The organism is Bacillus bruguierae, from assembly GCF_037104725.1.
GTDB lineage: Bacteria > Bacillota > Bacilli > Bacillales > Bacillaceae_G > Bacillus_A > Bacillus_A bruguierae.
In genome coordinates this window covers 1-23231 of sequence record NZ_JBAWSX010000015.1, presented here as the reverse complement: position 1 = coordinate 23231, position 23231 = coordinate 1, and the positions used below count along the sequence as shown (strand labels likewise).

The 23231-nt window shown below is 38.6% G+C and carries 15 protein-coding genes, 9 tRNA genes, 2 rRNA genes and 3 pseudogenes; 3 read left to right on the top strand and 26 right to left on the bottom strand.

What is annotated here, in order from left to right:
* The first annotated feature begins 125 nt into the window (after positions 1-125).
* Positions 126-1517 carry a thioether cross-link-forming SCIFF peptide maturase gene (gene scfB / locus WAZ07_RS20240; protein WP_336473873.1) on the top strand — a complete coding sequence of 464 codons (1392 nt, stop codon included), beginning with the start codon at positions 126-128 and terminating at the stop codon, positions 1515-1517.
* Positions 1518-1584: 67 nt separating this feature from the next.
* Here the strand turns inward: scfB and WAZ07_RS20235 are convergent, their stop codons facing one another.
* Positions 1585-2184: an undecaprenyl-diphosphatase gene (locus tag WAZ07_RS20235; RefSeq protein WP_336473872.1), complete on the bottom strand. Its 600-nt coding sequence runs from the start codon at positions 2182-2184 to the stop codon at positions 1585-1587.
* Between the two features lie 421 nt (positions 2185-2605).
* On the opposite strand from WAZ07_RS20235, the gene WAZ07_RS20230 reads away from it, so the two are divergent.
* Complete coding sequence (locus WAZ07_RS20230) at positions 2606-3106, top strand: mismatch-specific DNA-glycosylase (protein ID WP_336473871.1); 501 nt, start codon at positions 2606-2608, stop codon at positions 3104-3106.
* Between the two features lie 28 nt (positions 3107-3134).
* Here the strand turns inward: WAZ07_RS20230 and WAZ07_RS20225 are convergent, their stop codons facing one another.
* Together WAZ07_RS20225 and WAZ07_RS20220 are read right to left on the bottom strand one after the other, a co-directional pair.
* Positions 3135-3980: a putative protein N(5)-glutamine methyltransferase gene (locus WAZ07_RS20225; protein WP_336473870.1), complete on the bottom strand. Its 846-nt coding sequence runs from the start codon at positions 3978-3980 to the stop codon at positions 3135-3137.
* Positions 3981-4264: 284 nt separating this feature from the next.
* Entirely contained in the window at positions 4265-5461 is a 1197-nt protein-coding gene (locus tag WAZ07_RS20220) for an FAD-dependent monooxygenase (RefSeq protein WP_336473928.1), read from the bottom strand.
* Between the two features lie 112 nt (positions 5462-5573).
* Between WAZ07_RS20220 and WAZ07_RS20215 the strand changes: the two are divergent.
* A pseudogene (locus tag WAZ07_RS20215) lies at positions 5574-5789 on the top strand (DUF2314 domain-containing protein); the annotation flags it as partial.
* 33 nt (positions 5790-5822) lie between these two features.
* Here WAZ07_RS20215 and WAZ07_RS20210 read toward each other — a convergent pair.
* From WAZ07_RS20210 to WAZ07_RS20100, 23 genes and pseudogenes are all read right to left on the bottom strand, one after another.
* Positions 5823-6512 (bottom strand): MBL fold metallo-hydrolase, encoded by a 690-nt coding sequence (locus tag WAZ07_RS20210; RefSeq protein WP_336473869.1) that lies wholly within the window; start codon positions 6510-6512, stop codon positions 5823-5825.
* 192 nt (positions 6513-6704) lie between these two features.
* Positions 6705-8207, bottom strand: a complete 1503-nt coding sequence (locus WAZ07_RS20205; RefSeq protein ID WP_336473868.1) for a malate:quinone oxidoreductase — start codon at positions 8205-8207, stop codon at positions 6705-6707.
* Between the two features lie 868 nt (positions 8208-9075).
* Positions 9076-9921, bottom strand: coding sequence for a DUF2785 domain-containing protein (locus WAZ07_RS20200; RefSeq protein WP_336473867.1), 846 nt, complete (start codon positions 9919-9921; stop codon positions 9076-9078).
* A 540-nt stretch (positions 9922-10461) separates the two neighbouring features.
* Positions 10462-12435: a S9 family peptidase gene (locus WAZ07_RS20190; protein WP_336473866.1), complete on the bottom strand. Its 1974-nt coding sequence runs from the start codon at positions 12433-12435 to the stop codon at positions 10462-10464.
* Positions 12422-12625 (bottom strand): annotated as a pseudogene (locus WAZ07_RS26310) (hypothetical protein); the annotation flags it as partial. The gene WAZ07_RS20190 and the pseudogene WAZ07_RS26310, both read right to left, overlap by 14 nt.
* A 42-nt stretch (positions 12626-12667) precedes the next feature.
* A pseudogene (locus WAZ07_RS20185) lies at positions 12668-13053 on the bottom strand (TnsA endonuclease N-terminal domain-containing protein); the annotation flags it as partial.
* A 167-nt stretch (positions 13054-13220) separates the two neighbouring features.
* On the bottom strand, positions 13221-15023 hold the full coding sequence (glmS, locus tag WAZ07_RS20180) for a glutamine--fructose-6-phosphate transaminase (isomerizing) (RefSeq protein ID WP_336473865.1): 1803 nt from the start codon (positions 15021-15023) through the stop codon (positions 13221-13223).
* Positions 15024-15503: 480 nt separating this feature from the next.
* Positions 15504-16850 (bottom strand): phosphoglucosamine mutase, encoded by a 1347-nt coding sequence (glmM, locus tag WAZ07_RS20175; RefSeq protein ID WP_336473864.1) that lies wholly within the window; start codon positions 16848-16850, stop codon positions 15504-15506.
* Between the two features lie 2 nt (positions 16851-16852).
* Positions 16853-18166 (bottom strand): CdaR family protein, encoded by a 1314-nt coding sequence (locus WAZ07_RS20170; protein WP_336473863.1) that lies wholly within the window; start codon positions 18164-18166, stop codon positions 16853-16855.
* Positions 18159-18983 (bottom strand): diadenylate cyclase CdaA, encoded by an 825-nt coding sequence (gene cdaA, locus WAZ07_RS20165; RefSeq protein ID WP_090917155.1) that lies wholly within the window; start codon positions 18981-18983, stop codon positions 18159-18161. Before cdaA ends, WAZ07_RS20170 begins: the two co-directional genes overlap by 8 nt.
* Before the next feature lie 418 nt (positions 18984-19401).
* On the bottom strand, positions 19402-20295 hold the full coding sequence (gene rocF, locus WAZ07_RS20160; protein ID WP_336473862.1) for an arginase: 894 nt from the start codon (positions 20293-20295) through the stop codon (positions 19402-19404).
* Positions 20296-20603: 308 nt separating this feature from the next.
* The gene (locus WAZ07_RS20155; protein ID WP_336473861.1) at positions 20604-21755 is read right to left on the bottom strand and encodes a glycerate kinase; all 1152 of its coding nucleotides are present in this window, start codon (positions 21753-21755) and stop codon (positions 20604-20606) included.
* Positions 21756-22027: 272 nt separating this feature from the next.
* Positions 22028-22100: transfer RNA gene (locus WAZ07_RS20150), tRNA-Ala, on the bottom strand.
* Positions 22101-22104: 4 nt separating this feature from the next.
* Positions 22105-22179 (bottom strand) — tRNA-Gly (locus tag WAZ07_RS20145).
* Positions 22180-22185: 6 nt separating this feature from the next.
* Positions 22186-22261, bottom strand: a tRNA-Lys gene (locus WAZ07_RS20140).
* A gap of 5 nt (positions 22262-22266) precedes the next feature.
* Positions 22267-22341 (bottom strand) — tRNA-Gln (locus tag WAZ07_RS20135).
* A 63-nt stretch (positions 22342-22404) separates the two neighbouring features.
* Positions 22405-22488 (bottom strand) — tRNA-Tyr (locus WAZ07_RS20130).
* Positions 22489-22504: 16 nt separating this feature from the next.
* Positions 22505-22580, bottom strand: a tRNA-Val gene (locus tag WAZ07_RS20125).
* Positions 22581-22585: 5 nt separating this feature from the next.
* Positions 22586-22660, bottom strand: a tRNA-Glu gene (locus WAZ07_RS20120).
* 23 nt (positions 22661-22683) lie between these two features.
* Positions 22684-22756: transfer RNA gene (locus WAZ07_RS20115), tRNA-Thr, on the bottom strand.
* A gap of 3 nt (positions 22757-22759) precedes the next feature.
* A tRNA-Asn gene (locus WAZ07_RS20110) sits at positions 22760-22834 on the bottom strand.
* A 9-nt stretch (positions 22835-22843) separates the two neighbouring features.
* Positions 22844-22959 (bottom strand): 5S ribosomal RNA (gene rrf, locus WAZ07_RS20105).
* A gap of 92 nt (positions 22960-23051) precedes the next feature.
* A 23S ribosomal RNA gene (locus WAZ07_RS20100) occupies positions 23052-23231 on the bottom strand; the annotation flags it as partial.

Here is a 23231-nt window from a genome sequence, read left to right as displayed (position 1 = left end):
AAAAAACGGACCGCCCAACTGCTTTCCAGATGGGCGGCCATTTTTATCCCGTATTAACAGGCAGTAAAAGAAGCCCTATTGAGGGAAGTTTTACTTTATAGATAAAAGGAGCTTGATTATCAAGTATGATTCATCAATATAAACTAAACGGATACAACATCGTACTCGATACCTACAGTGGATCGGTACATGTTGTCGACGATCTCACCTATGGAATCATCGCGCTTTATGAGACTACTTCTGCGGAAGAAATCGTAACAATGATGCTAGAAAAATACGCATATGATTCCGCTATCTCTGAGAAGGACATTCGAGAAACAATCGCAGATCTCGAAGAGTTGAAAAATGATGGGCAACTCTTTACTGAGGATGAATATAAAGACCTTTCAATTGATTTAAGAAATCGCCAAACTTATGTAAAGGCCCTCTGCCTCAATGTCGCACATACATGTAACCTGTCATGTGAATACTGCTTCGCCAGCCAAGGAAAATACAATGGAAGCAGAGCGATTATGAGCTATGAGGTTGGCAAAAGAGCTATTGATTACTTATTGGAAAACTCCGGTCACCACCGAAACCTCGACGTCGATTTCTTCGGCGGAGAACCGCTCATGGCCTGGAAAGTTGTTAAACAGATTGTCACTTACGCAAGAAGCAAAGAAAAAGAGTACAAAAAAACTTTCCGCTTCACCTTCACTACAAATGGCATGCTCTTAAACGATGAGGTCACCGATTTCTTGAATAAGGAAATGTACAATGTCGTATTAAGCCTTGATGGTAGAAAAGAAGTCCACGATCACCTGCGTAAAACAGTAACTGGAAAAGGAAGCTACGATTATATCGTTCCAAAGTTCCAAGAATTCGTCGAAAAGCGTGGAGATCAAGAATACTATGTGCGTGGAACCTACACTCGCAACAACGTCGACTTCACCAATGACATTTTTCATATCGCAGATCTCGGTTTCGACAAACTCTCGATGGAACCGGTCATCTGTGATCCCCGGGAACCATACGCACTGACCGAGGAGGACCTCCCTGAGATTTACAACCAGTATGAAATTCTCGCCAAGGAAATGCTAAAGCGTGGGGAAGAAGGCAATGGCTTCACCTTCTACCATTACATGCTTGATCTTTCTGAAGGCCCTTGCATTCAAAAGAGAATTTCCGGATGCGGCTCAGGAACCGAATATCTCGCTGTCACACCATGGGGCGAGCTCTTCCCTTGCCACCAATTCGTCGGGGACCAAGAATACAGTATGGGAAACATCTGGGATGGAATCACAAAACAAGAGACGCAGTGCCAATTTAAAGAAAACAATTGCTATTCAAAGCCAGAATGTCAGGATTGCTGGGCGAAGCTTTACTGCAGTGGCGGTTGCCCTGCCAACGCACTGCATGCAACCGGCTCCATCAATGGAATCTACGATTTCAGTTGTGACATCTTCCGTAAGAGAGTCGAATGTTCCATGATGGTTAAAGTGGCTGAATCTATGAGAGCTATGAAAAAAGCTGAATAAGTACAACAATATACTAAGAGGCTGAGATTTATGCTCAGCCTCTTTAAAGGTTTTTATACTTGTATACTCAAAATCCCTTTGATTTGTTTTTGGATGGTAAAACATGTTTCTCTACTCTTTCATATAGAGTAAGCAATTGCTTGATAAAAGAAAATTTCGGTACTAACCAATACGAAAATAACGCTGAAGCACATCCTATTAAAGCCCCTATTGCAACATCAAAAGGATAATGAACCCCTACCCAAATACGAGAGATCGCTACACAAAATGCAAGTATAATCCATAACCACCCCGTCTTTTTACGAACAAGCCAAAACGAAAAACAAATTGAAAAAAAGAGAATCGTATGGTCACTAGGAAATGAATTATCTACAGCATGGTCGACAAGTTTATTAACATCAGGCAATACTGCAAACGGTTGATAATTCAAATGAAATTTCCCTGCTATTTTTCCAATCACCTCAGCAATCACAAAAGCAACCATCGCTTGAATAACCATCATCCTACTTTTTCTGGACCCGGTAAACCAATAAGCTATAATAATTAAACCAAAAATATATACCATATATTCTGCCAAAAATACCATGGCTGAGTTTAGGAATGAATATTGTTTACCTAAATCATTAATTGCTCGAAAAATATCAATATTGAATTGGGAAAAAGACATTTTCAAATCCCTCCTTTATAGTAAGGTGTTTAACTGATTGCCATATACCTTCATTACATTCATAGTTTTGATTATTGTACTCATCTAAAAATACCAACCTTCTTGTACGCTTATAATTTTATTATGGGAAAAAAGGTTTAAATGGGACTTAACTACTTCTTAACTATTTCTTAATTAAGAAGTAGAAGATACAATTGTTCCTCATAAGAAATAAAAAAACACGAGGAGAAGTAGATGTAGAATCCACTCTCACTCGTGCGAAAACGCCTTTCAGATAGCAACCGGAACATTATGAGTTTTTCCGTATTATATTCACTTAAACTTCCCTCTTACATCTTTTAATAGGAAGTGTATTCCAGAAATTGTGGTAAACTAAAAAAAACTTTATACGTTTAAATTTCATAAAAGAGGAGGTTTAATCTTGAACCCCGTTAATGATTATGTTAAAGAAGATTTAAACATTTTATTTGTCGGCTTTAATCCAAGCATTCGCTCAAGTGAGACAGGACATCACTTCGCCAATCCCAATAATCGCTTTTGGAAAATTCTCTATGAAGCAGGATTAACCCCCAAAAAATATGAGGCTTCGGAAGATTATAAACTGTTGAATCTGGATATGGGGCTTACAAACATAGTAGCAAGACCAACTAAGGCAGCGGATGAAATTACAAAGGAAGAGTACAAAGAAGGAAAAGAAATTTTAAAACAAAAAATTATACGGTTAAAACCAAAAGTAGTTTGTTTTGTTGGGAAAGGTGTTTATCTAGAATATAGCGGACAAAAAGTAGCTCCGTGGGGACAGCAGCCTGGGCCCGTTACACCTGGAACAATTGATTTTGTTGCTCCATCCTCAAGCGGGTTAGTAAGAATGAGGCTTGAAGAAATTGTAGAGATTTATAAGCAACTTGCTAAATTTGTATAATCCTCCCCTCCACGTTTTCATTGGATGACTATGTACTTTTATTTTGCATCTTCGTTCCAATGACCACGGTAGCATCCAACTCTTCCGAATGAGCCACTTGCGGTATCAACCCATTGTGAGTGAATATCTCGACGGTATGCGGCGCCTGCTGCTCACTCGTCTCGATGAGCAAATGACCGCCAGGTGCCAACCAAAGTGGCGCCTCAGCTGCCACCCGCCGCTGTATATCAAGCCCGTCCGTTCCCCCGTCGAGCGCCACACGCGCTTCGTGTATACGCGCCTCCGGGGGGAGCAACCCGATTGCCTCGGTGGGTACATAAGGTACGTTCGCAACCAGGACATCGATGTGGCCCTGCAGTATGACGGGCAACGGTTCATAGAGGTCACCTTCATACACATAACCACCAGCTGCAGTGACGTTGCGCAAAGCACACCGCACCGCAGCAGGATCAATGTCAGATGCGTATAATTCAATCCGTTCCTGCATTGCGGCTAGTACAGCGCCCAACGCCCCCGAACCACAGCATAGGTCAACTACGACAGATCCTGGCCGGGTAAGAGCGGCAGCCTGGCGGACGAGAAACTCAGTGCGGTTACGGGGTACGAAGATTCCCGGGTCCACCGCTATCCGCAAACCACAGAACTTCGTCCAGCCGATAACGTGTTCGAGGGGCAAACCAGCTACTCGTCGGTCCACCATAGCGGTGAGATCCTTCGGCGTCCTGGCCGCAGAAATGAGCAACTGAGCTTCATCTTCAGCGAAAACACAACCAGCAGCCCGAAGCCTGTTGACGATAATTGTATAAATGGCGCCTCCATGAAAACCACCACAATTGGCTTTCTCGAAGCTCAAAGATGCTTTCCTTGAATCCATAAGTTCCCCTCATTCCCATCTTCATAATCTGTCCGTTAGCTTAATCAATCAAATTACAGTTCAGTCTACAACTTTATTTTCATCGGGCACTTAGAGTTGAAATTTTTTCTTATTACACATTACAAAAAACACACTAAAAGAGGTGTCATCATGATATCTCTCTTGGTGTGTTTTTAAATGGATTTATTGCCGATTAACATGATTGTGTAGCTTCGAAATAAAGTTTGATTAAAAACAGACAGTATTAGAAATACTTTATTATCACTCAGCAGTAAATATCCATATCAATAATCTTTCAGTTCAATCGCATTGGAAGCTTTCGTCATCATTTTCGTAACCATCTTAAACATTCCACCCATAAGGATAGGTACACGCAACATGAAATTGCGCAGCAAGATTTTGGATTTTGATGTTTCGATCATACTTCCAGCAGCTATCAACCCTATTTTTTGGTTTTCCTCAACAAACTTTCTCATCTCTTTTTCGTAGGCAACAAAGGCACGTTCGTAATTGCCATGCGCAGCTTTGAGTTCACCAGCTAGTACATAAGCTCCAACAAGTGCCAGGCTAGAGCCTTGACCCGAAAGTGGTGATGGGCCATACGCCGCATCACCTACCAATGTAATCCGACCTTTTGACCATGTTGGCATATCAATCTGGCAAATCTCATCAAAGTAAAAGTCTGTTGCCTCTTTCATAGTTTTGAGTAGATGCGGAGTTTCCCAACCCGTATGACCTTGGAAAGCATTGTCTACAAGTTTCTTTTGGGCTTCCACATCATAGCGGTCGTACTTCAGTTCCTCTGATTTGAACAAGAACATACCCTTTGCTTCAGTATTATCACGGGCACTATACATACCTACAGTTTTGCCTGGCATCGTATAAAGTAGCTGGCGGTGATCAAGGTTAAGATAATTCTCGAGGGTAAAAATCGAGATATAACAGCCAAGAGTACGCTTAAATTGTTCTTTGTCACCAAAAATTAAGTTGCGCACATTGGAATGGAGCCCGTCCGCCCCGATGATCAAATCGAATGTCTGCGGCTTGCCACGAATAAATTGGACTTCTGCACCGGCTTCGGTCTCATGTATAGCGGTAATCGAATCGTCCCAAATATATTCGATCGTATCCTTGGTCAAGTCGTACAAAATATGACTAAGGTCCTCGCGCATGATTTCGATATCCAGCCCCTGCTGGTTCCCCATACTCGCTTCGCTTATTTGACCTTCGATTTTACCTTTGCTGTTCACGAAGTAAACACCAGTCATGTGCGTGTCAGCTGCACGAACTTGATCGAGAATCCCCATCCGTTTAAGCACCGTAATGGCTACACCACGGATATCAACACCATATCCACCTGGGCGCAATGCGGGCGCCCGTTCTATTACAGTCACGTCGAAACCGTAGCGGTGAAGCCAATATGCTAGTGCCGGCCCAGCAATGCTCGCACCGGAAATAAGAACGCGTATCTTTTGTTTTATAATTGCTTATTCACTCCTATCCTTATTAAAGTCATACAACATATCCACAGTATATTCACGGCCTATTTTATTTATGTACTGCAGTAAAATATAAGACTCTAATTATTCAACAAATTACGAAGAAGACAAAAGTGAACACATGTGGTTTGAAATGAAGAACATTACAGAAGATAACATCCACGGAGTACTCATTAACCATCCATATTTTATCAAATATATGACTGAAGGAACTTCATACAATCTAGATTTCGAGCACTTAACGGACTGGATCATTTATGCAGGAGATGAAGTCATAAAACCAAGCAACTTATATCTATTTTTTGAATAAACGGCTCTCCAAAGCACTGGTGCTTTGGAGACTTCAATAATTAGAAAATTTCCCGCCATGATAACAATAGTAAGTTTCAACTTTAAGGTTTCTAATCTTTCTCAAAGACCATTCTGCTTTCTCAACACTTAAACAAAAGTGTGGATTAGCAATGACCAATTCATGCCCCTCATTAACAGCTGCATCACCTGTAATTACACTTTTTAAACTTGGAAAATATAATGAAATATGACCTGAGGTATGCCCTGGTGTTGCTACTACTCTACATTTGTTATCTAAAATCATATCACCATCATGTACCTTTTCATCAATTGAAACATGCTTCAAATTCTTTAATTGCTGTATAAACCATTTACCAAATTCGATTTCTTCATTTGGCATACTTTCTAGCATTTCTTCGGCTTGAACCAATCTCTCTGACTTCATTTCACCACTAATGTATTTGGATTCAATTTCACTAGCTATAATGTTAATCCAAGGATACTTTTCTTTGAAATCATATAAGGAACCTATATGATCATCATCATAATGAGTAATGATTATATTCTTTAAATCCTTCATTTCATATCCATTTTTTAAAATTTCATTTTCAATTAAAGTTAAAAAATTTGCATACCCTGTATCGACCAAGGTTAGTTCATTATTCAATATAATTAAGCTAGGATAAATGTAATTTTTTGGTCCATTACATTCACATTCAATTGGTAGCTCTATTATCTTCATTTTTCTTCCTCCATACTGCTCGTTTGTAAAACATCAAATAACTGAATATTCTATGCGTTTATTATATAATATGGAAAAAGACGATATGAAATCTTTCATATCGCCTCAATTTTTAAATAACTATTTTATTTTCAAACAACTTTTGTTACTTAAAGTTTTTCATTAAATACCTTTGTTTCTACATCCAAAGAATTAACAATAGACCGTTTCTTTCTCGTGTAGACCCAGCGTCTGCGCTGTTGAATGATGAACTTCTTGGAAAATCTCAGGGTTTTCCACTAGTGACACACCATAAGAAGGAATCATTTCTTTTATTTTCGTTTCCCACTCTTTCATATGTTGTGGGAAACATTTTTCTAATACCTCAAGCATAACGTGAACGGCAGTAGAAGCACCTGGAGAAGCGCCGAGCAATGCAGCTACCGAGCCATCAGCAGCACTAACAACTTCTGTACCAAATTGAAGTGTTCCTTTACCACCAGCATCAGTATCTTTGATAACTTGCACACGTTGGCCGGCTACCACTATATCCCAATCCTTGCTTTTGGCATTCGGAATAAACTCGCGTAATTCTTCCATGCGCTTTTCATTCGATAACATAACTTGCTGGATTAAATATTTTGTCAATGCCATCTCTTTTACGCCTGCAGCCAACATAGTGAAAACATTATTCGGTTTTACGGAACCTATCAAATCAAAATTTGAACCAGTTTTTAAGAACTTTGGTGAGAAGCCGGCAAACGGTCCAAACAGCAATGTTTTTTTGTTATCGATATATCTTGTATCAAGATGCGGAACAGACATTGGAGGAGCGCCAACCTTAGCTTTACCGTATACTTTTGCATGATGCTGCGCTGCAACTTCCGGATTGTTACATACCATAAATAGTCCGCTTACCGGGAATCCTCCAATATGTTTTGACTCAGGAATACCGGTTTTTTGTAGTAAAGGCAGACTTCCGCCCCCACCACCGATAAAGACAAATTTTGCAGTATGGTATTCGATTTTACCGCTATCGATATCATGCACTTTCACTTCCCACGAGCCACCGCTAGTACGTTTAATATCCTTAACACTATGCTTGTAGTTTACCTCGACGTTCTTACTCTGTAAGTGGTCAAACAACATACGTGTTAAAGCACCAAAGTTGACATCCGTTCCAGAGTCGATTTTTGTTGCCGCCATCGGTTCATTCGATGTACGACCTTCCATGATCAGCGGAATCCATTCCTTCAGCCTTTCAGGGTCATCAGAAAATTCCATCCCTTGAAACAGCGGATTGTTTGAAAGCGCTTCAAAACGTTTTTTCAAAAACGATACATTTTTTTCCCCTTGTACTAAACTCATATGAGGTATTGGCATGATAAAGTCCTGTGGATTACGAATCAGATTGCTGTTTACAAGATAAGACCAAAACTGTCTTGAAAGCTGAAACTGTTCATTAATTTTTATAGCTTTGCTAATATCTATAGATCCATCAGATTTTTCGGATGTATAGTTAAGCTCGCATAGTGCAGCATGGCCCGTACCTGCATTATTCCATTCGTTAGAGCTTTCTTCTCCTGCATTTGCGAGTTTTTCAAAGACTTTGATTTCCCATTCAGGTGCTAACTCTTTCAGTAATGATCCCAAAGTCGCGCTCATGACCCCGGCACCAATTAAGATAACGTCTGTTTTTTTCTGCATTTTGCTCATGATAACCTTCCTCATCCCCCATATTTACAAAAAAGAGTAGGCACTCCTGCTTAGATGTCACAAAAAGCAAGGCGCCACCTAGACCCCCCCTAGGAACACACCTTTTCTGTCTCAACTATAACCATATCATATTCTATTATAATTATTTATAGAGTAAAATATCTAGTATTATCTGATAATTATAAACTATTTAAAGCTAATAAAAAAGTAATAAGTCCTTCCACTAGGCCCTAAGAATACACAAAAACTAAAGCCTTAACTCAGCTTCTTGCAAGGGTTAAGGCTTTGGTTTGCCGTTACTTGTGGTATATTTCTCCGCACTTAATAGAGAGTAAAACGTTTTTAAAAAAACTTTAGTTAGTTTAAATGTGTATTCCTCAAAAAATATCCATATCATCTATAAGCTCACTCTTCCACAATCTGGCCCTTTAATGAAACAACATATTTGATATTTTTAAACAACTTCATTGTACAAACCAATATTTTGATTAACCTTTTTATAAACGAGGTAATTTTATTACAAACGGTTAAACTTTGTTTTAAATCTACAATAGTACTTTTTTATTTCAGATATTCTTTTCCTTTTTACCATAAAAAATACCCCTTTAGATAATCATATCTAAAGGGGGGAGACATTGTGACTTTATTTCAAATCCACATGTAGCTTTAGAATAAAGATTGATCAAATTAATACTAATAGCCTTGATAAACAAGCAAAAAGAAAGAGCGTGTTTTGAAAAAAGATTAATCAAAACACGCTCTTAATATATTTTATTGAATCATTCTTTTATAAAAAAGTTTGATCATTTCTATAATATGTCCTCCATTTGTTTTTCTTGACATAAAAAGGGGCAATCCCTCTAATCCTTTAACTGATAGAAAACCTGTTCAATTTTGCCTCAGTACCAAGCATGACAGTGTTAAGCTCATTCCCTCGGCTATCTTGTCCCCTTCTGAAATAGAGACTGCGTAAAAAATTCTTGCTGTTCACGCGAGCAATCACCTGACTGCGACTTCTCGGCAAATTGCAGCATTCCGCTAAGCCGCTAATCCAATCAGCGATTTCTTGATGTGAAAGTAACTCTTTGTCAATCATCGTATCCACGATGTTGACCAACCGCTCATCATCCTCATCGCTAAAAATGTGTCTACCATTATGAAGCATGCCAGAAATAGCGACAAGAACCTCACGCAGCATTACAACGCTGCTCTCCTCGCACTGCACCAGCTCGACAAAAACATCCGCACCGTGAGACGCGCTGTGAGCCCAGCCTCCTACTGAAAGGTAACCTCGCAGATCCTTCTCCTCTTTATAATAACGGAGCATTGCATGCATTAATTGCTCAATTTCCGCTTGATTGAGAAATGGATTCTGTCTATGGCGTTGCACAATCAAAACGATAGGCAAGGCAGAGAACGTCCTTGTAAAAACTGACTGATCATCCTCGCTGCCAATATTATAGAACAAATGGTTCTCATCAGTCAGAACAGTTAAGAGGCTACGCAACTCCTCTTCACTGAACCTATTCTCTTCCTTAATCCACATATAAAACATCGGATAAATCAGGTTATCCCGTAATTCTGGCTGAGGATCGCCAATATATTGAAGTAACAAAGGTAGGAAATCTTGATGCTGCTCACCTTCGCGTAACTGATACTCATCCTTCTCAATTCTTTGCAAATCCATCATCAATTTGGTCCTTGTATCGCTCATTTTCCCATCCCTCTCATCATTCGTTCTATTCGGTCGATTGTTTTTTCAAATACTCTTAAACCTACGTTGTTATATTTTAAAATTTTTGCAACCTTATTTTTACTCCCGATTCATGAGCTGTAATTAACCTGTGACTCTGCTTTAAGTCATCAATAAGAATTATTTCTGATAATATCCAAAGTGAAATCATATAAATTATCATAGTGTAATAGTTCAATTGCTTTATCTCTTTTCATTTCAAGCCTTACTGCATATGTAGTTTCTCTATTTTTTCGAAATCTGTTCTGCGGCCAGCAATAATATAATTCGAATACTCAGTTAAATAAAAATAATTGCGTTCTAAATCCGACAGAAATTCATGCTGTCTGTTTGTTTTTATTCTGGTACAGGGAGCTTAATGCCATAACGTTGCTATACAATTGTAAGTCAATCTAGTTGCTAGAGTATTATACAGTGGAAATTCACATGGAAATCATAGAGCTACAATCACAGGCTAAATAAGAAAAAAAAGCTTCCTTATGTATCCTGTGAGGATATCCATTATAAAACCCTAAAATCTTTCATACTTTCTCCAAGAATATAGTGTGAAAACCACATCAAATTCTGCTTCATAATAGCTACATTAATTCCTGGCTGGTCAGAACTATATGCCATTCCTTTAAATATAATTAATTCTGTATCAACTTCCATATCCTTTAACCCTTGATATAGGTCATATGCATTTGGAGTTGGAATTCTTGCATCCTTTTCGCCATGTTGGATTAAAGTGGGAGTACAGGCTGATTTAATATATGTCATTACTGATGTTTTAGTATATATCTCTGGATCATTCCATGGATTATTTCCTAAATACATCCTAATAAAGTAAGGTATATCTGTATTTACATAATGGGTACTCCAATTAGTAATTCCACCTCCAACTGAAATAGCTTTAAATCTACTACTAAACGTAGAACAGAAAGCTGATATATATCCCCCGTTGCTCCATCCCATAACCCCTACTCTATCTTTATCTGCTATCCCTTTGTCAACTAGTTTATCCACTCCAGATATAACATCATCGTAGTCAGCAATTCCCAGTTTTCTATAGTTTGCTTTTAAGAATTCATTACCATAACCAGAACTTCCCCTGTAGTTTGGCTCTAGAACTATAAAGCCTTTTTCGATAAACTGTTCAATAGGATATTTCTCATTAAAACAGTCTGAAAATATTGGAAAGGATGCCCAAGCCGGACCACCATGGATTACCACTAATAAGGGATATTTTTTATTTGCATCAAACTCTACTGGGGTTGATAAAACACCCTCTATTTCAAGACCATCACTACTTTGCCATGAAATTATTTCCCTGTTACTTTTAAGCTTTCCTTTGAAAAAGCTATTTTCATTCGTTATTTTTTTATCGTCTAAATAGATTTCAAAGGTTTCATTTGTTATAGCCTTATTATAGGATATATGATTTCCATCCCTTGTTATAGAAGCATCCATTATAAAGCTATCTACTTTTTCACTTAATATTTCCACAGTGCCATCCTCAGATAGCAACCCAATAAGATAATTAGTTTTATTCTGCCATCTAATTAAAATTCCTTTAGCTGTCCACCGTAATGGAATAACCGTACTATCAAAATCTGTTAAAGGTTGAATTAGCTCTCCATTATTAATATCATATATCTCTAATGTACTATCTTGTATATGGGTCTTATAGTAATCCTTCTCCCTTATACTTGCTGAGTAACATATTTTGCTGCCTTCAGGAGAAAAGCAAACGCTCCCTCCCAACAACTTATCTATATTCATCTTTTGTAGCTCTCCAGCTTTAATATCTAGTATGTATAGATCTCCATTAATATAATCTCTCATATTTGGGCTTGGTGTAGCCATAAATACAAGCTTTTTCCCATCATTTGAAATATCAAATTCATGGATATGAAAATCCTTCCCATCAGTTAGTTGATAAACAACGCTATTTTCGTGTTCATATTTATCATTTTGTATTACTTTTTCTATTTCAATGTAATATAAACAATTATTCTGGTATTCCTTACCTATATGATGGAAATTTCCATATAGTTCCTTACGTTTCTTTATCACCTCAGATTCTTTTGACTGTGCAACATAATAAAAACCCTTTCCAGTAGGCTCCCATTTAAATTTACTGACCCCTTCTTTTTCATCAGTAATTTGAACCCCACTATAACCATCTATTGAATTAACAAAGATCTGATTTTTCTTATTATCCCCGTCACCAACCGGGCTAAGGTATGCGATATTCCTAGAATCTGGAGACCATAATGGGTATGTACTATCTATATCCCTAGTTGTTAATGGGTAACTCTGCCCCTTATCTTTTTCATATATCCATACATGATTCCTATATTTATTGTCTTTCCAGTTAGCCGTCTTCTTGACAAATGCTACGTTTTTGCCATCATCACTTATGTTTGTACCTGATAAGGTTGGTAATGAAATAATCTCTTCTATACTTAGATATGTTTTTTCATTCATTTTCACTAATAACCCCCCTCGTAATGTCTAGGTTCAATAAAACCTCTGCCCTATGCTGAACCCCTTTAGAACTGTGTTTAGCTTTCACCACTGTAATACCTTGACCTTCAATGCTTTTCAATGACTTACTTGTCCAAGTTCCACTATCATTCACAAGATTTATAAGCAGTCGATCATAAATAGTTTTCCATTCACGAATTTCAAACAATGATAATATTAACATCGACAAAGAGCGATTTTCCCGTTCAATTTCAAACTTCTCTAACACACGTTCTTCTAACAGTTTATCTTTCATTTTGATAGTATGAGCGACTTCAAATACACCTTGTCCTTTATCAACTGTTAATAAAAAGTCCGTTGTCATAACAATTGGATCAGCTGGGTGTTTAATCCCAAGCTCTTCAGCAATGACAATCGTCTCTTCTTGGTAATAAAGGAAATTGTTCACGAATACCTAAAATAAAATCTAAAAATTCAGTTAAATAAAAGTAGTTCCGTTCCAAATCCGATAAAAACTCATGTTGTCTGGCGTTCTTTATACCTTTTAATCTTTTTGACCGCCCTCCCTAATGAGGAAACATCTTAAATTTTAAGCCAAGGCTGATAATCTGCCCCACTACCCATTCCTCTACCCTCTTTAATCCACTTATCGATTTTAGATGTTCTTTTCTTTTCGGCACAAAAACACCCCTTCAGATAATCATATCCAAAGGGGTAAAGCTTCGCAACTTTTTTATAAACATCGCGACTTTATTTTAAATCTACACAGCTTGTTCCAAATCTATAAACTCTTACTCAACAGTCACCGACTTAGCCAAGTTACGTGGTTTATCAACGTCACACTCGCGGTGAAGTGCTGCATAGTATGAGATTAACTGTAATGGAACTACTACTGCAAGCGGCGCTAGTGCCTCGTGTACAGCTGGTACGATGAAGCGGTCGCCTTCCATTTCTAAGCCTTTCATTGCGATAATGCAAGGGTTTGCTCCGCGTGCTGCTACTTCTTTTACGTTACCGCGAATTCCAAGGTTTACGTGCTCTTGCGTCGCAAGTGCGATAACTGGTGTACCTTTTTCAATTAACGCGATTGTACCGTGTTTTAACTCTCCTCCAGCAAAGCCCTCTGCTTGGATGTAAGAGATTTCTTTTAGCTTTAATGCACCTTCTAAACCTACGTAGAAGTCAACGCTGCGGCCAATGAAGAAACAGTTACGTGTTGTTGCTAAGTATTCTTTTGCAATTGCATCCATTTCATCTTTTTGATCGCAAAGTACTTCCATTGCGTTTGCAACAAGACCTAGTTCTTTGATTAAATCAAAACCAATTGTTAAACCTTTTGCTTTTGCAATGTCAGCTGCTAAGATTGCAAGTACTGCAAGCTGTGCTGTATATGCTTTCGTAGAAGCTACAGCAATTTCAGGGCCAGCATGTAATGGCAATGTGTAATTCGCTTCACGAGATAGTGTAGAGCCTGGTACGTTTGTAATTGTTAATGCTTTATGTCCCATTTCATTTGTTTGCACAAGTACTGCGCGGCTATCTGCAGTTTCACCACTTTGTGAAATGTAAATGAAGAATGGTTTTTCTGTTAATAATGGCATGTTGTAAGAGAATTCACTTGCTACATGTACTTCTACTGGTACCTTTGCAAAACGTTCCATGAATTGTTTTCCAACAAGACCTGCATGATAACTTGTTCCGCACGCGATGATATACACACGATCGCTTTCTAAAATTGCATTGCGAATTTCTGCATCAAGTTCGATCTCACCAGCTTCATTTTGATACTTTTGAATAATATTACGAATTACAAGTGGTTGCTCATCGATTTCTTTTAGCATGAAATGAGGATATGTTCCTTTTTCAATGTCACTTGCATCTAATTCTGCTGTATATGGTGCACGATCAATCGTTTCACCTTGTAAATTTTGAATTGTAATCTTTTCTTTTGTTACAAGAACCATTTCTTTATCCATTAGTTCGATAAATTGATCTGTAACTTGTAGCATTGCCATCGCATCACTTGCAACAACATTAAAGTTATCTCCAGTACCCACTAATAGTGGGCTTTTGTTTTTAGCAACATAAATCATGTCTGGGTTTTCTGCATCAAGTAATGCTAATGCATATGAACCGTGTAATAGTGTTAATGTTTTACGGAATGCTTCTTCTACCGTCAAACCTGTTTTCACTTGTTTTTCTACAAGCTGAACGATTACTTCTGTATCTGTTTCACTTACAAAGTTTACATCTTGAAGATATTCATTCTTTAATAACTCATAGTTTTCAATTACACCGTTATGCACAAGGGTAAAGCGCTCTGAAGTACTTTGATGCGGATGTGCGTTCACCTGACTTGGAACGCCATGAGTTGCCCAACGTGTATGACCGATTCCCACGTTAGCTGCTACATTTTCATCCACGATTTCGCGAAGTTTTGCAATGCGGCCTTTTTCTTTAAATACAACAACACCGTTCGCTGCTTGCACTGCAATACCAGCTGAATCATATCCGCGGTATTCTAACTTCTCTAACCCTTTTAATAAAATTTCCTTTGCATCTTGTTCCCCAATAAATCCTACGATTCCACACATAATTAGTCGCCGTTACAATATGCTTATGCTCTTTCATAAACATATAACGACATAGCCTGATCTTATTTTTGTATACCAAAAACGGATTTATATATCGCTAGCTTTGTAAGCTTGTAACGGCTTTCACCTTCCTCTCATTTTAGTTTCAGCCTGTATACTTCATACTGCTAGTGTAATCCGTTCTTTTTCTCTCATCACACTTTCACCTTTGTCCATTGAGTTACCTCAGTGCTTTAAGTAAAAGCTTTCGGTTGTGATGAACAACCGGGAGCCATCCGCCGAAATCTCGATAAACTCCTCCTCGTCAACTACATCGCAGGTAGTTCTGGCGCTTCTTACTTCAACCTATTTTGCTGAGAAAAAGAACAAAATCATCTTATAACAAATGGAATAAACCGTCAATGAAATTTTTTCATTGTAGATAACAAGTATATGCAAAAGGAGCACCAAATGTGCCCCTTTTTTAATAACATTCGGTTATTATTCAGCTCCAACTTCCGCTTTTACAACTTCTACAATACGACTTACGTATTGATCACAAAGATCTTGTGTTGGCGCCTCTGCCATAACACGAATTAATGGCTCTGTACCAGAAGGACGAACAAGAATACGACCATCTCCATTCATCTCTTCTTCTACAACACGAATGATTTCTTTAATTTTTTCATTTTCTAATGCTTGTTTTTTATCTGTTACGCGAACATTCACAAGTAATTGAGGGAACTTTTTCATTTCACTTGCAAGCTCAGATAATGATTTTTTCGTCATTTTCATAATGTTTACAAGTTGAAGTGCACTTAACATACCATCTCCAGTTGTAATGTAATCTAAGAAAATAATATGACCAGATTGTTCCCCGCCAAGATTATAGCCACCACGTTTCATTTCTTCCATTACGTAACGGTCACCAACAGCTGTTTGATTACTTGTAATGCCATTTGCTTCTACCGCTTTATAGAAGCCTAAATTACTCATAACTGTTGAAACAACTGTGTTATGTTTTAATTTTCCAGATTCGTTCATATATTTCGCGCAAATGTATATAATTTGATCGCCATCTACAACATTTCCCTTTTCGTCAACAGCAATTAAACGGTCACCATCTCCGTCAAATGCTAGACCAATATCGGCACCTTTTTCTTTCACAAACGCTGCTAATACTTCTGGATGTGTAGAACCTACACCATCGTTAATATTCATGCCGTTTGGCGATGTTCCCATTGTAGAAATGTCAGCTTCTAAATCAGCAAACAAATATGGTGCTAGAGAAGATGTTGCACCATGTGCACAATCTAACGCAATATGTAAGCCAGAGAAATCTTCATCCACCGTTTGTTTAATGTATTGTAAGTATTTTTGTCCACCTTCAAAATAGTCATTTACTTGACCTAAAGCTGTACCAACAGGGCGCGGAAGTTCATCTACTTCTTTATCTAATAGTGCTTCAATTTCTTCTTCTTGCTCGTCTGTCAGTTTAAAACCATCTGGACCAAAAAACTTAATTCCATTATCTTGTACAGGATTATGAGATGCAGAAATCATTACACCAGCTTGTGCATCTAACGCTTTCGTTAAATAGGCAACCCCAGGAGTAGAAATAACACCAAGGCGCATTACTTCTGCTCCAATTGATAATAGCCCAGCTACTAAAGCGCCTTCTAACATATGTCCAGACACACGTGTATCACGGCCAATAATAACTTTTGGACGCTCTGTATTTTTTGTTAATACATAGCCACCAAATCGACCGATCTTAAACGCTAATTCAGGCGTTAATTCCTCATTCGCAACGCCTCGTACGCCGTCAGTACCAAAATATTTTCCCATTGCTATTCGCTCCTTTTTTCTTGCTCATTTCCTTTATTTGTTGGCTGCTCTGGCTGTCCTTGCACTTCATGTCCTGTTTCTTGCTTCTTTGCAAGCTCTACCTTCGCATTTTTTTGTTTTAATTCTAGTGTGACATTATTGGGACCACTAATTTGAATCGGAACGTCATGTGTTCCTGCACTCATATTTCCTATATTAATTGATGCTTTAATCTGTTCTGCGCTCATCTTCTCTATAACACTTGCATCCCCAAAAACATCAACACTGATTTTCCCATTTTGTGGATCGGAAAATTTCATTGTTAATAAATCTGATAACCCATTCACCTGTAAAGGAATGTCAGTTATTGTTTTTCGCTGTTGCTTTTGTACTTCAACTGTCACTTTCACTTGGCTAGGTGCCGCTTTTGTAACACCTTTAGGTAAAGAAACAGAGGCATCGAAGGTAGTTGACTCTGTAATTTTACTCAAGTCCACTTCGATGCCCTCAAGAGATGTAATATTATCAAGTACGTCTTTCGAACCATAAATCTCCACTTCACTCGGTTCAACTTTTATACTCGTTACGGTTATACCTTCTTGTAAGCTTCCCGTTTTCGTGACGCCTAGGGAAACTGTTTTTTCAGGTGATGAAACTGGTACAGTGACATTGACAGTAGAAGAACCTGTTTTCAAATCTAACTGATTCCCGTCTTTATCATACAATACAATTTTTGCTTCTTTTGTTACTGTTTTGTTAACACCTTTCAAATCAACATACGCCCGCACAAGGGCAATTTGTGAAAGTTGCTCTGTTGTACCGGCTACTTCTACTGTGCTTGGCTTAACAATCGGTTTATCTATAGCTGTTCCTGCCTGCACTTGATTCTCATTTAAATATTTCACTTCTACAGGAAAAGATTTTACTTCTTTCTTTTTAATGGTGACTTGTATTTTTGCTGGCTGAACTTTTAAATGTAAATTACTTGGAACACCGCTATATTTTAAAGGGATTTCATATGTCCCTGGCGTATAACCACGCAAATTAACAAATACCTCAAACTGCCGTTTTACTTTAGCAGCCGCCACAACATTATTTTGTCCTTCAAGCGTGACACTTACTTTTTCAGGAATTCCGCTTACAATATACTTATCTTCATCATAATATGCAGATACCGGGACTCCAGATATTGTTTCTGTTGTATCCCCTACTGGAAAAGGCGATGGATTAAAATTATCTGATACATTTTTATCTATGTTTGTTGACATGTAGAGCATAATTGCTAATAATAATGCAATTCCTCTTAAAAACCAATGGTTATCCATTAACTTATCCATGACGTTTTCTCCTCCAATTCCACAAAGATGAAGAAGACTGTTTTACGTTTCCGCCTAATTCTTTCATAAGCAATTCCTTTAATTGTTCACTTTTCAAATCACGATGTAATTCGCCGTTTTTTGTTAAAGAAATTTGTCCCGTTTCTTCTGAAACAACAATCGTTAAACTATCTGTTACTTCACTTACGCCCATTGCCGCACGATGACGTGTTCCTAATTCTTTAGAAATAAATGGGCTTTCTGATAATGGTAAATAACAAGCTGCTGCTCTAATAATATTTCCTTGCATAATCACTGCCCCGTCATGTAGCGGTGTATTCGGTATAAAAATATTAATTAATAGCTCTGATGAAATATTTGCATTTAGTGGGATTCCTGTTTCGACATAATCCCCCATACCAGTTTCTCTCGCCATTGTAATAAGTGCACCAATACGACGTTTTCCCATATACTCTGTTGCCTTTACAACAGCATTTACCACTGACTCATGTTCATCTTCCTCTTGATTGCTTCCACGTGAAAATAAACTTCCCCGTCCAAGCTGTTCAAGAGCACGTCTTAACTCTGGTTGAAAAATGATAATAATCGCTAAAAATCCCCAAGTTAACGCTTGATCCATAAGCCATTGCAGCGTATGCAATTCAAAGAAATTACTTAAAATACGAACAATAATGATTACTGTAATTCCTTTTAAAAGCTGGACAGCTTTTGTACCACGGATTACAAGAATCAATTTATATATAACAAACCATACAAGGGCGATATCTACTATAGTGCTGAGATATTTCAAAAGAACATTCATATCTCCAAAAGGCATTCTGACCCTTCCTCCATCTATATGTAATTTACAACAACAAATTAATTATAACATACATTATACGAACCACAATTTCAAACCACATTTCTAAACCTGACATGTAATCGTTAGATGTCAGACTTTAAGAAGAGATTATAAAGTGAAACTTTAATCAGTGGGAATCTTCTTCATCCCCCACTAATTATTGGCCCTCACCAATCGGGCGCATGCCAGCAGTTTATCTCCCACCTAGCTTCTTTAGAAAAGCGGAAGCGGCTCGCCCAGAATCGCAGGACGCCCACGCCTCTGGAACTGGACAATGTTTTTGCTGAATTTTGAGGTGGGAGTATTACTGCCCGCAAATAGCGGGATAAACATAATATGCCACTGTATTTTTATTTTAAAGTAAAAAAAGCAGCTTTTCAGCTGCTTTTTTAAATTATTTCAACTTTTCACCAAATAAAGATCCCATTAACGCTACAGCTGCAATTGCTGTTTTATTTTTTTCATCTAAAATCGGATTTACTTCTACAAATTCAGCAGATGTAATCATACCAGATTCAGCTAACATTTCCATTGCTAAATGACTTTCACGATACGATAAACCACCAGCAACCGGTGTACCTACGCCAGGTGCATCATGTGGGTCAAGGCCATCTAAATCTAAAGATAAATGTACACCGTCTGTATGTGATAAGTATGCGATTGTTTCTTCCATAACCGCTGTCATTCCCATGCGATCAATTTCATGCATAGTGAAAACTTTAATACCCTCTTTACGAATAAATTCTTTCTCTCCATCATCTAAAGAACGAGCACCGATAATAACTACATTTTCTTTTTTCACTTTCGGATACTCACCGTATAAATTAACAAGTGACGGATGACCATGTCCTAAACTTGCAGCTAATGACATACCATGAATGTTCCCAGATGGAGATGTTTCCTCTGTATTTAAATCTCCATGTGCATCGTACCAAATAACACCAAGATTTTTATAATGTTTCGCAATACCAGCAAGCGTTCCAATCGCAATGCTATGATCGCCGCCTAATACAAGTGGAAAGCTTTTCTTCTCAATAATGCTATCAACTTTACTTGCTAGCTCATGACATACTTTTACAACTTGTTCAAGATTTCGTAATTTTTCATTTTCATTTATTTGAACTTCTCTTTCAATACATATATCTCCTAAGTCTTCTACGTTATATCCTATATTTTCAATTCTTTCAATAACTCCAGCATAACGAATCGCGCTCGCACCCATATCAACACCACGGCGCATTTGTCCTAAATCCATCGGTACTCCCACAATTGAAATTTCTTTCTTCATAGATGATTCCCCCTTTTATGCTTTCACTAAATATTTTAAATCTTTTATATTATCTGACTCAACTCGACATTTTTTTGTATTTATATACACTTAATACATTACAAAGAAGCAATACATTAAGACTTTTTCACTAAAATATGCATAAAGTGAAACTTCCGTCAGTGGCGGTTTTCTTCATCCCCACTGACGGAAAGCCCGCCCAATCGGGCTTTTACGGGCAGTTATCCCCCACCTATCTTCTTTGCTTCTCTCTGAATCTTGAGGTGGGGGTCTTACTGCCCGTTAATGCGGGATAAAAAAAGCGCCCCTTACGAGTAGGGACGTTTTTGTAATCCTAGTTTCCATACAGCCGCAATATTTCGCGCTGTTATATAAATATTTTCTTTTCCCATTTCATATGCTTCTTCTAATGTCATTGCTCCTGAAACAATACTAAATACAGCATCAATGCCTTTTTCATAAATAGGGGTATGATTCGGATGAACAGCTCCGGCAATTGCAATAACAGGAAGATTATACTCTTTAGCTCGTTTTGCTACTCCTATAGGCGCTTTTCCATAGATTGTCTGTTCATCAATTCTTCCTTCTCCTGTAATCACTAAATCCGCATCTTGCAGATGAACATTAAAATTCATGTAATCAAGTACAATATCAATCCCTTTTCTGAGCGTACCATGTAAAAAAGCAACAATAGCTGCTCCAAGTCCTCCCGCAGCACCTGCTCCTGGAACAAATTCAATATCAACATGAAGGGTTTGTTTAATTAACCTAGCATAATGCTTCAAATTACAGTCTAATCGCTCTACCATCTCCTCTGTAGCCCCTTTTTGTCTTCCAAATATAAACGACGCCCCTGTCACCCCTGTTAAAGGATTTGCAACGTCACAAGCTGCTTCAATTTTAACATGCGCTAAACGAGAATCTAACTGTGATATATCAAAATAAGTAATACAATCTAAATTTCCTCCACTTGGCTCTATAGCACAATTACTGCTATCAAAAAAACGTACACCTAACGCAGATAACATTCCTGCTCCTCCATCGTTTGTAGCACTTCCTCCAAGCCCTAAAATAATACGATGAACCCCTTGTTCTAATGCATGTAAAATGAGTTCTCCCGTCCCTCTTGTTGTCGTTAAAAGTGGATTCCTTTTCTCAAGTGAAACATGATGTAAACCAGAAGCCGCTGCCATTTCAATAAAAGCAGTCTGTTTATCCGCAGAAAGGCCGTAAAATCCTTCTACTACGTTTCCTAATGGGCCTGTCACAGGGACCTTTACGATTTTCCCTTGCACCGCATCAACAAGTGCTTGTACTGTCCCTTCCCCGCCATCTGCAATAGGAATTCTTATATACTCTGCCTCTGGATATATAGAGCGAAACCCTTTTTCTACTGCTTCACACACTTCTAATGCCGTTAAACTTTCTTTATAAGAATCGGACGCAATAATAATCTTCACATGAAATAACTCCCTTCATCCTCAATATTAAAGTTAGAGTCGTCAAAAATATATACCTTTCTTTTTAGGCGGGCGAGAGCATCTGGCCATGCATAGAAGTGATCAGGGCCCTTTCCTGCCACATATAAGGGTTAAAACAAGTGGAGAAAGCAAGCGTAGGTCATGTTTTATGACGCATCGCAGCATCTTACATGTCAAAAAATTAAAATGGATTTATATAAACAAAAAAAAGCTTGAAGTCTATTATTCGACTTCAAGCTTTTTTAACTGTATGGAGCCTAGCGGGATCGAACCGCTGACCTCCTGCGTGCAAGGCAGGCGCTCTCCCAGCTGAGCTAAGGCCCCAGGTTGGAGCGGAAGACGGGATTCGAACCCGCGACCCCAACCTTGGCAAGGTTGTATTCTACCACTGAACTACTTCCGCAAAAAATGGTGAGCCATGAAGGACTCGAACCTTCGACCCTCTGATTAAAAGTCAGATGCTCTACCAACTGAGCTAATGGCTCTTAAATGGCTGGGCTAGCTGGATTCGAACCAGCGCATGACGGAGTCAAAGTCCGTTGCCTTACCGCTTGGCTATAGCCCATTAATACTTACTAGTATGTTCTTCTCACCAAAAAAATAAACCCTTATAAGGTTGTTTTTTAAATGGTGGAGGGGGGCAGATTCGAACTGCCGAACCCGAAGGAGCGGATTTACAGTCCGCCGCGTTTAGCCACTTCGCTACCCCTCCGACATTGAAATTTATATGGTGGAGGATGACGGGATCGAACCGCCGACCCCCTGCTTGTAAGGCAGGTGCTCTCCCAGCTGAGCTAATCCTCCAAAAGTGGTGACCCGTACGGGATTCGAACCCGTGTTACCGCCGTGAAAGGGCGGTGTCTTAACCACTTGACCAACGGGCCAAAAAGTTTTGATACTTCTCACAAGCTTCCAACCGGGCTTGAACCGGTGACCTCTTCCTTACCATGGAAGTGCTCTACCAGCTGAGCTATGGAAGCATATGGCTCCGCAGGTAGGACTCGAACCTACGACCGATCGGTTAACAGCCGATAGCTCTACCACTGAGCTACTGCGGAATAACATCAGCCTGGCAACGTCCTACTCTCACAGGGACAAAGTCCCAACTACCATCGGCGCTAGAGAGCTTAACTTCCGTGTTCGGTATGGGAACGGGTGTGACCTCTCTGCCATCATTACCAGACTTTTATTATTATACACATTCTTTTCAGAATGTCAAAAGGAATTTTTAAAAATATATTCCTTCAAAACTAGATAACATTTGCTTCATATTATTTGGTTAAGTCCTCGATCTATTAGTATTCGTCAGCTCCACGTGTCACCACGCTTCCACCTCGAACCTATCAACCTGATCATCTTTCAGGGATCTTACTAGCTTAACGCTATGGGAAATCTCATCTTGAGGGGGGCTTCATGCTTAGATGCTTTCAGCACTTATCCCTTCCGCACATAGCT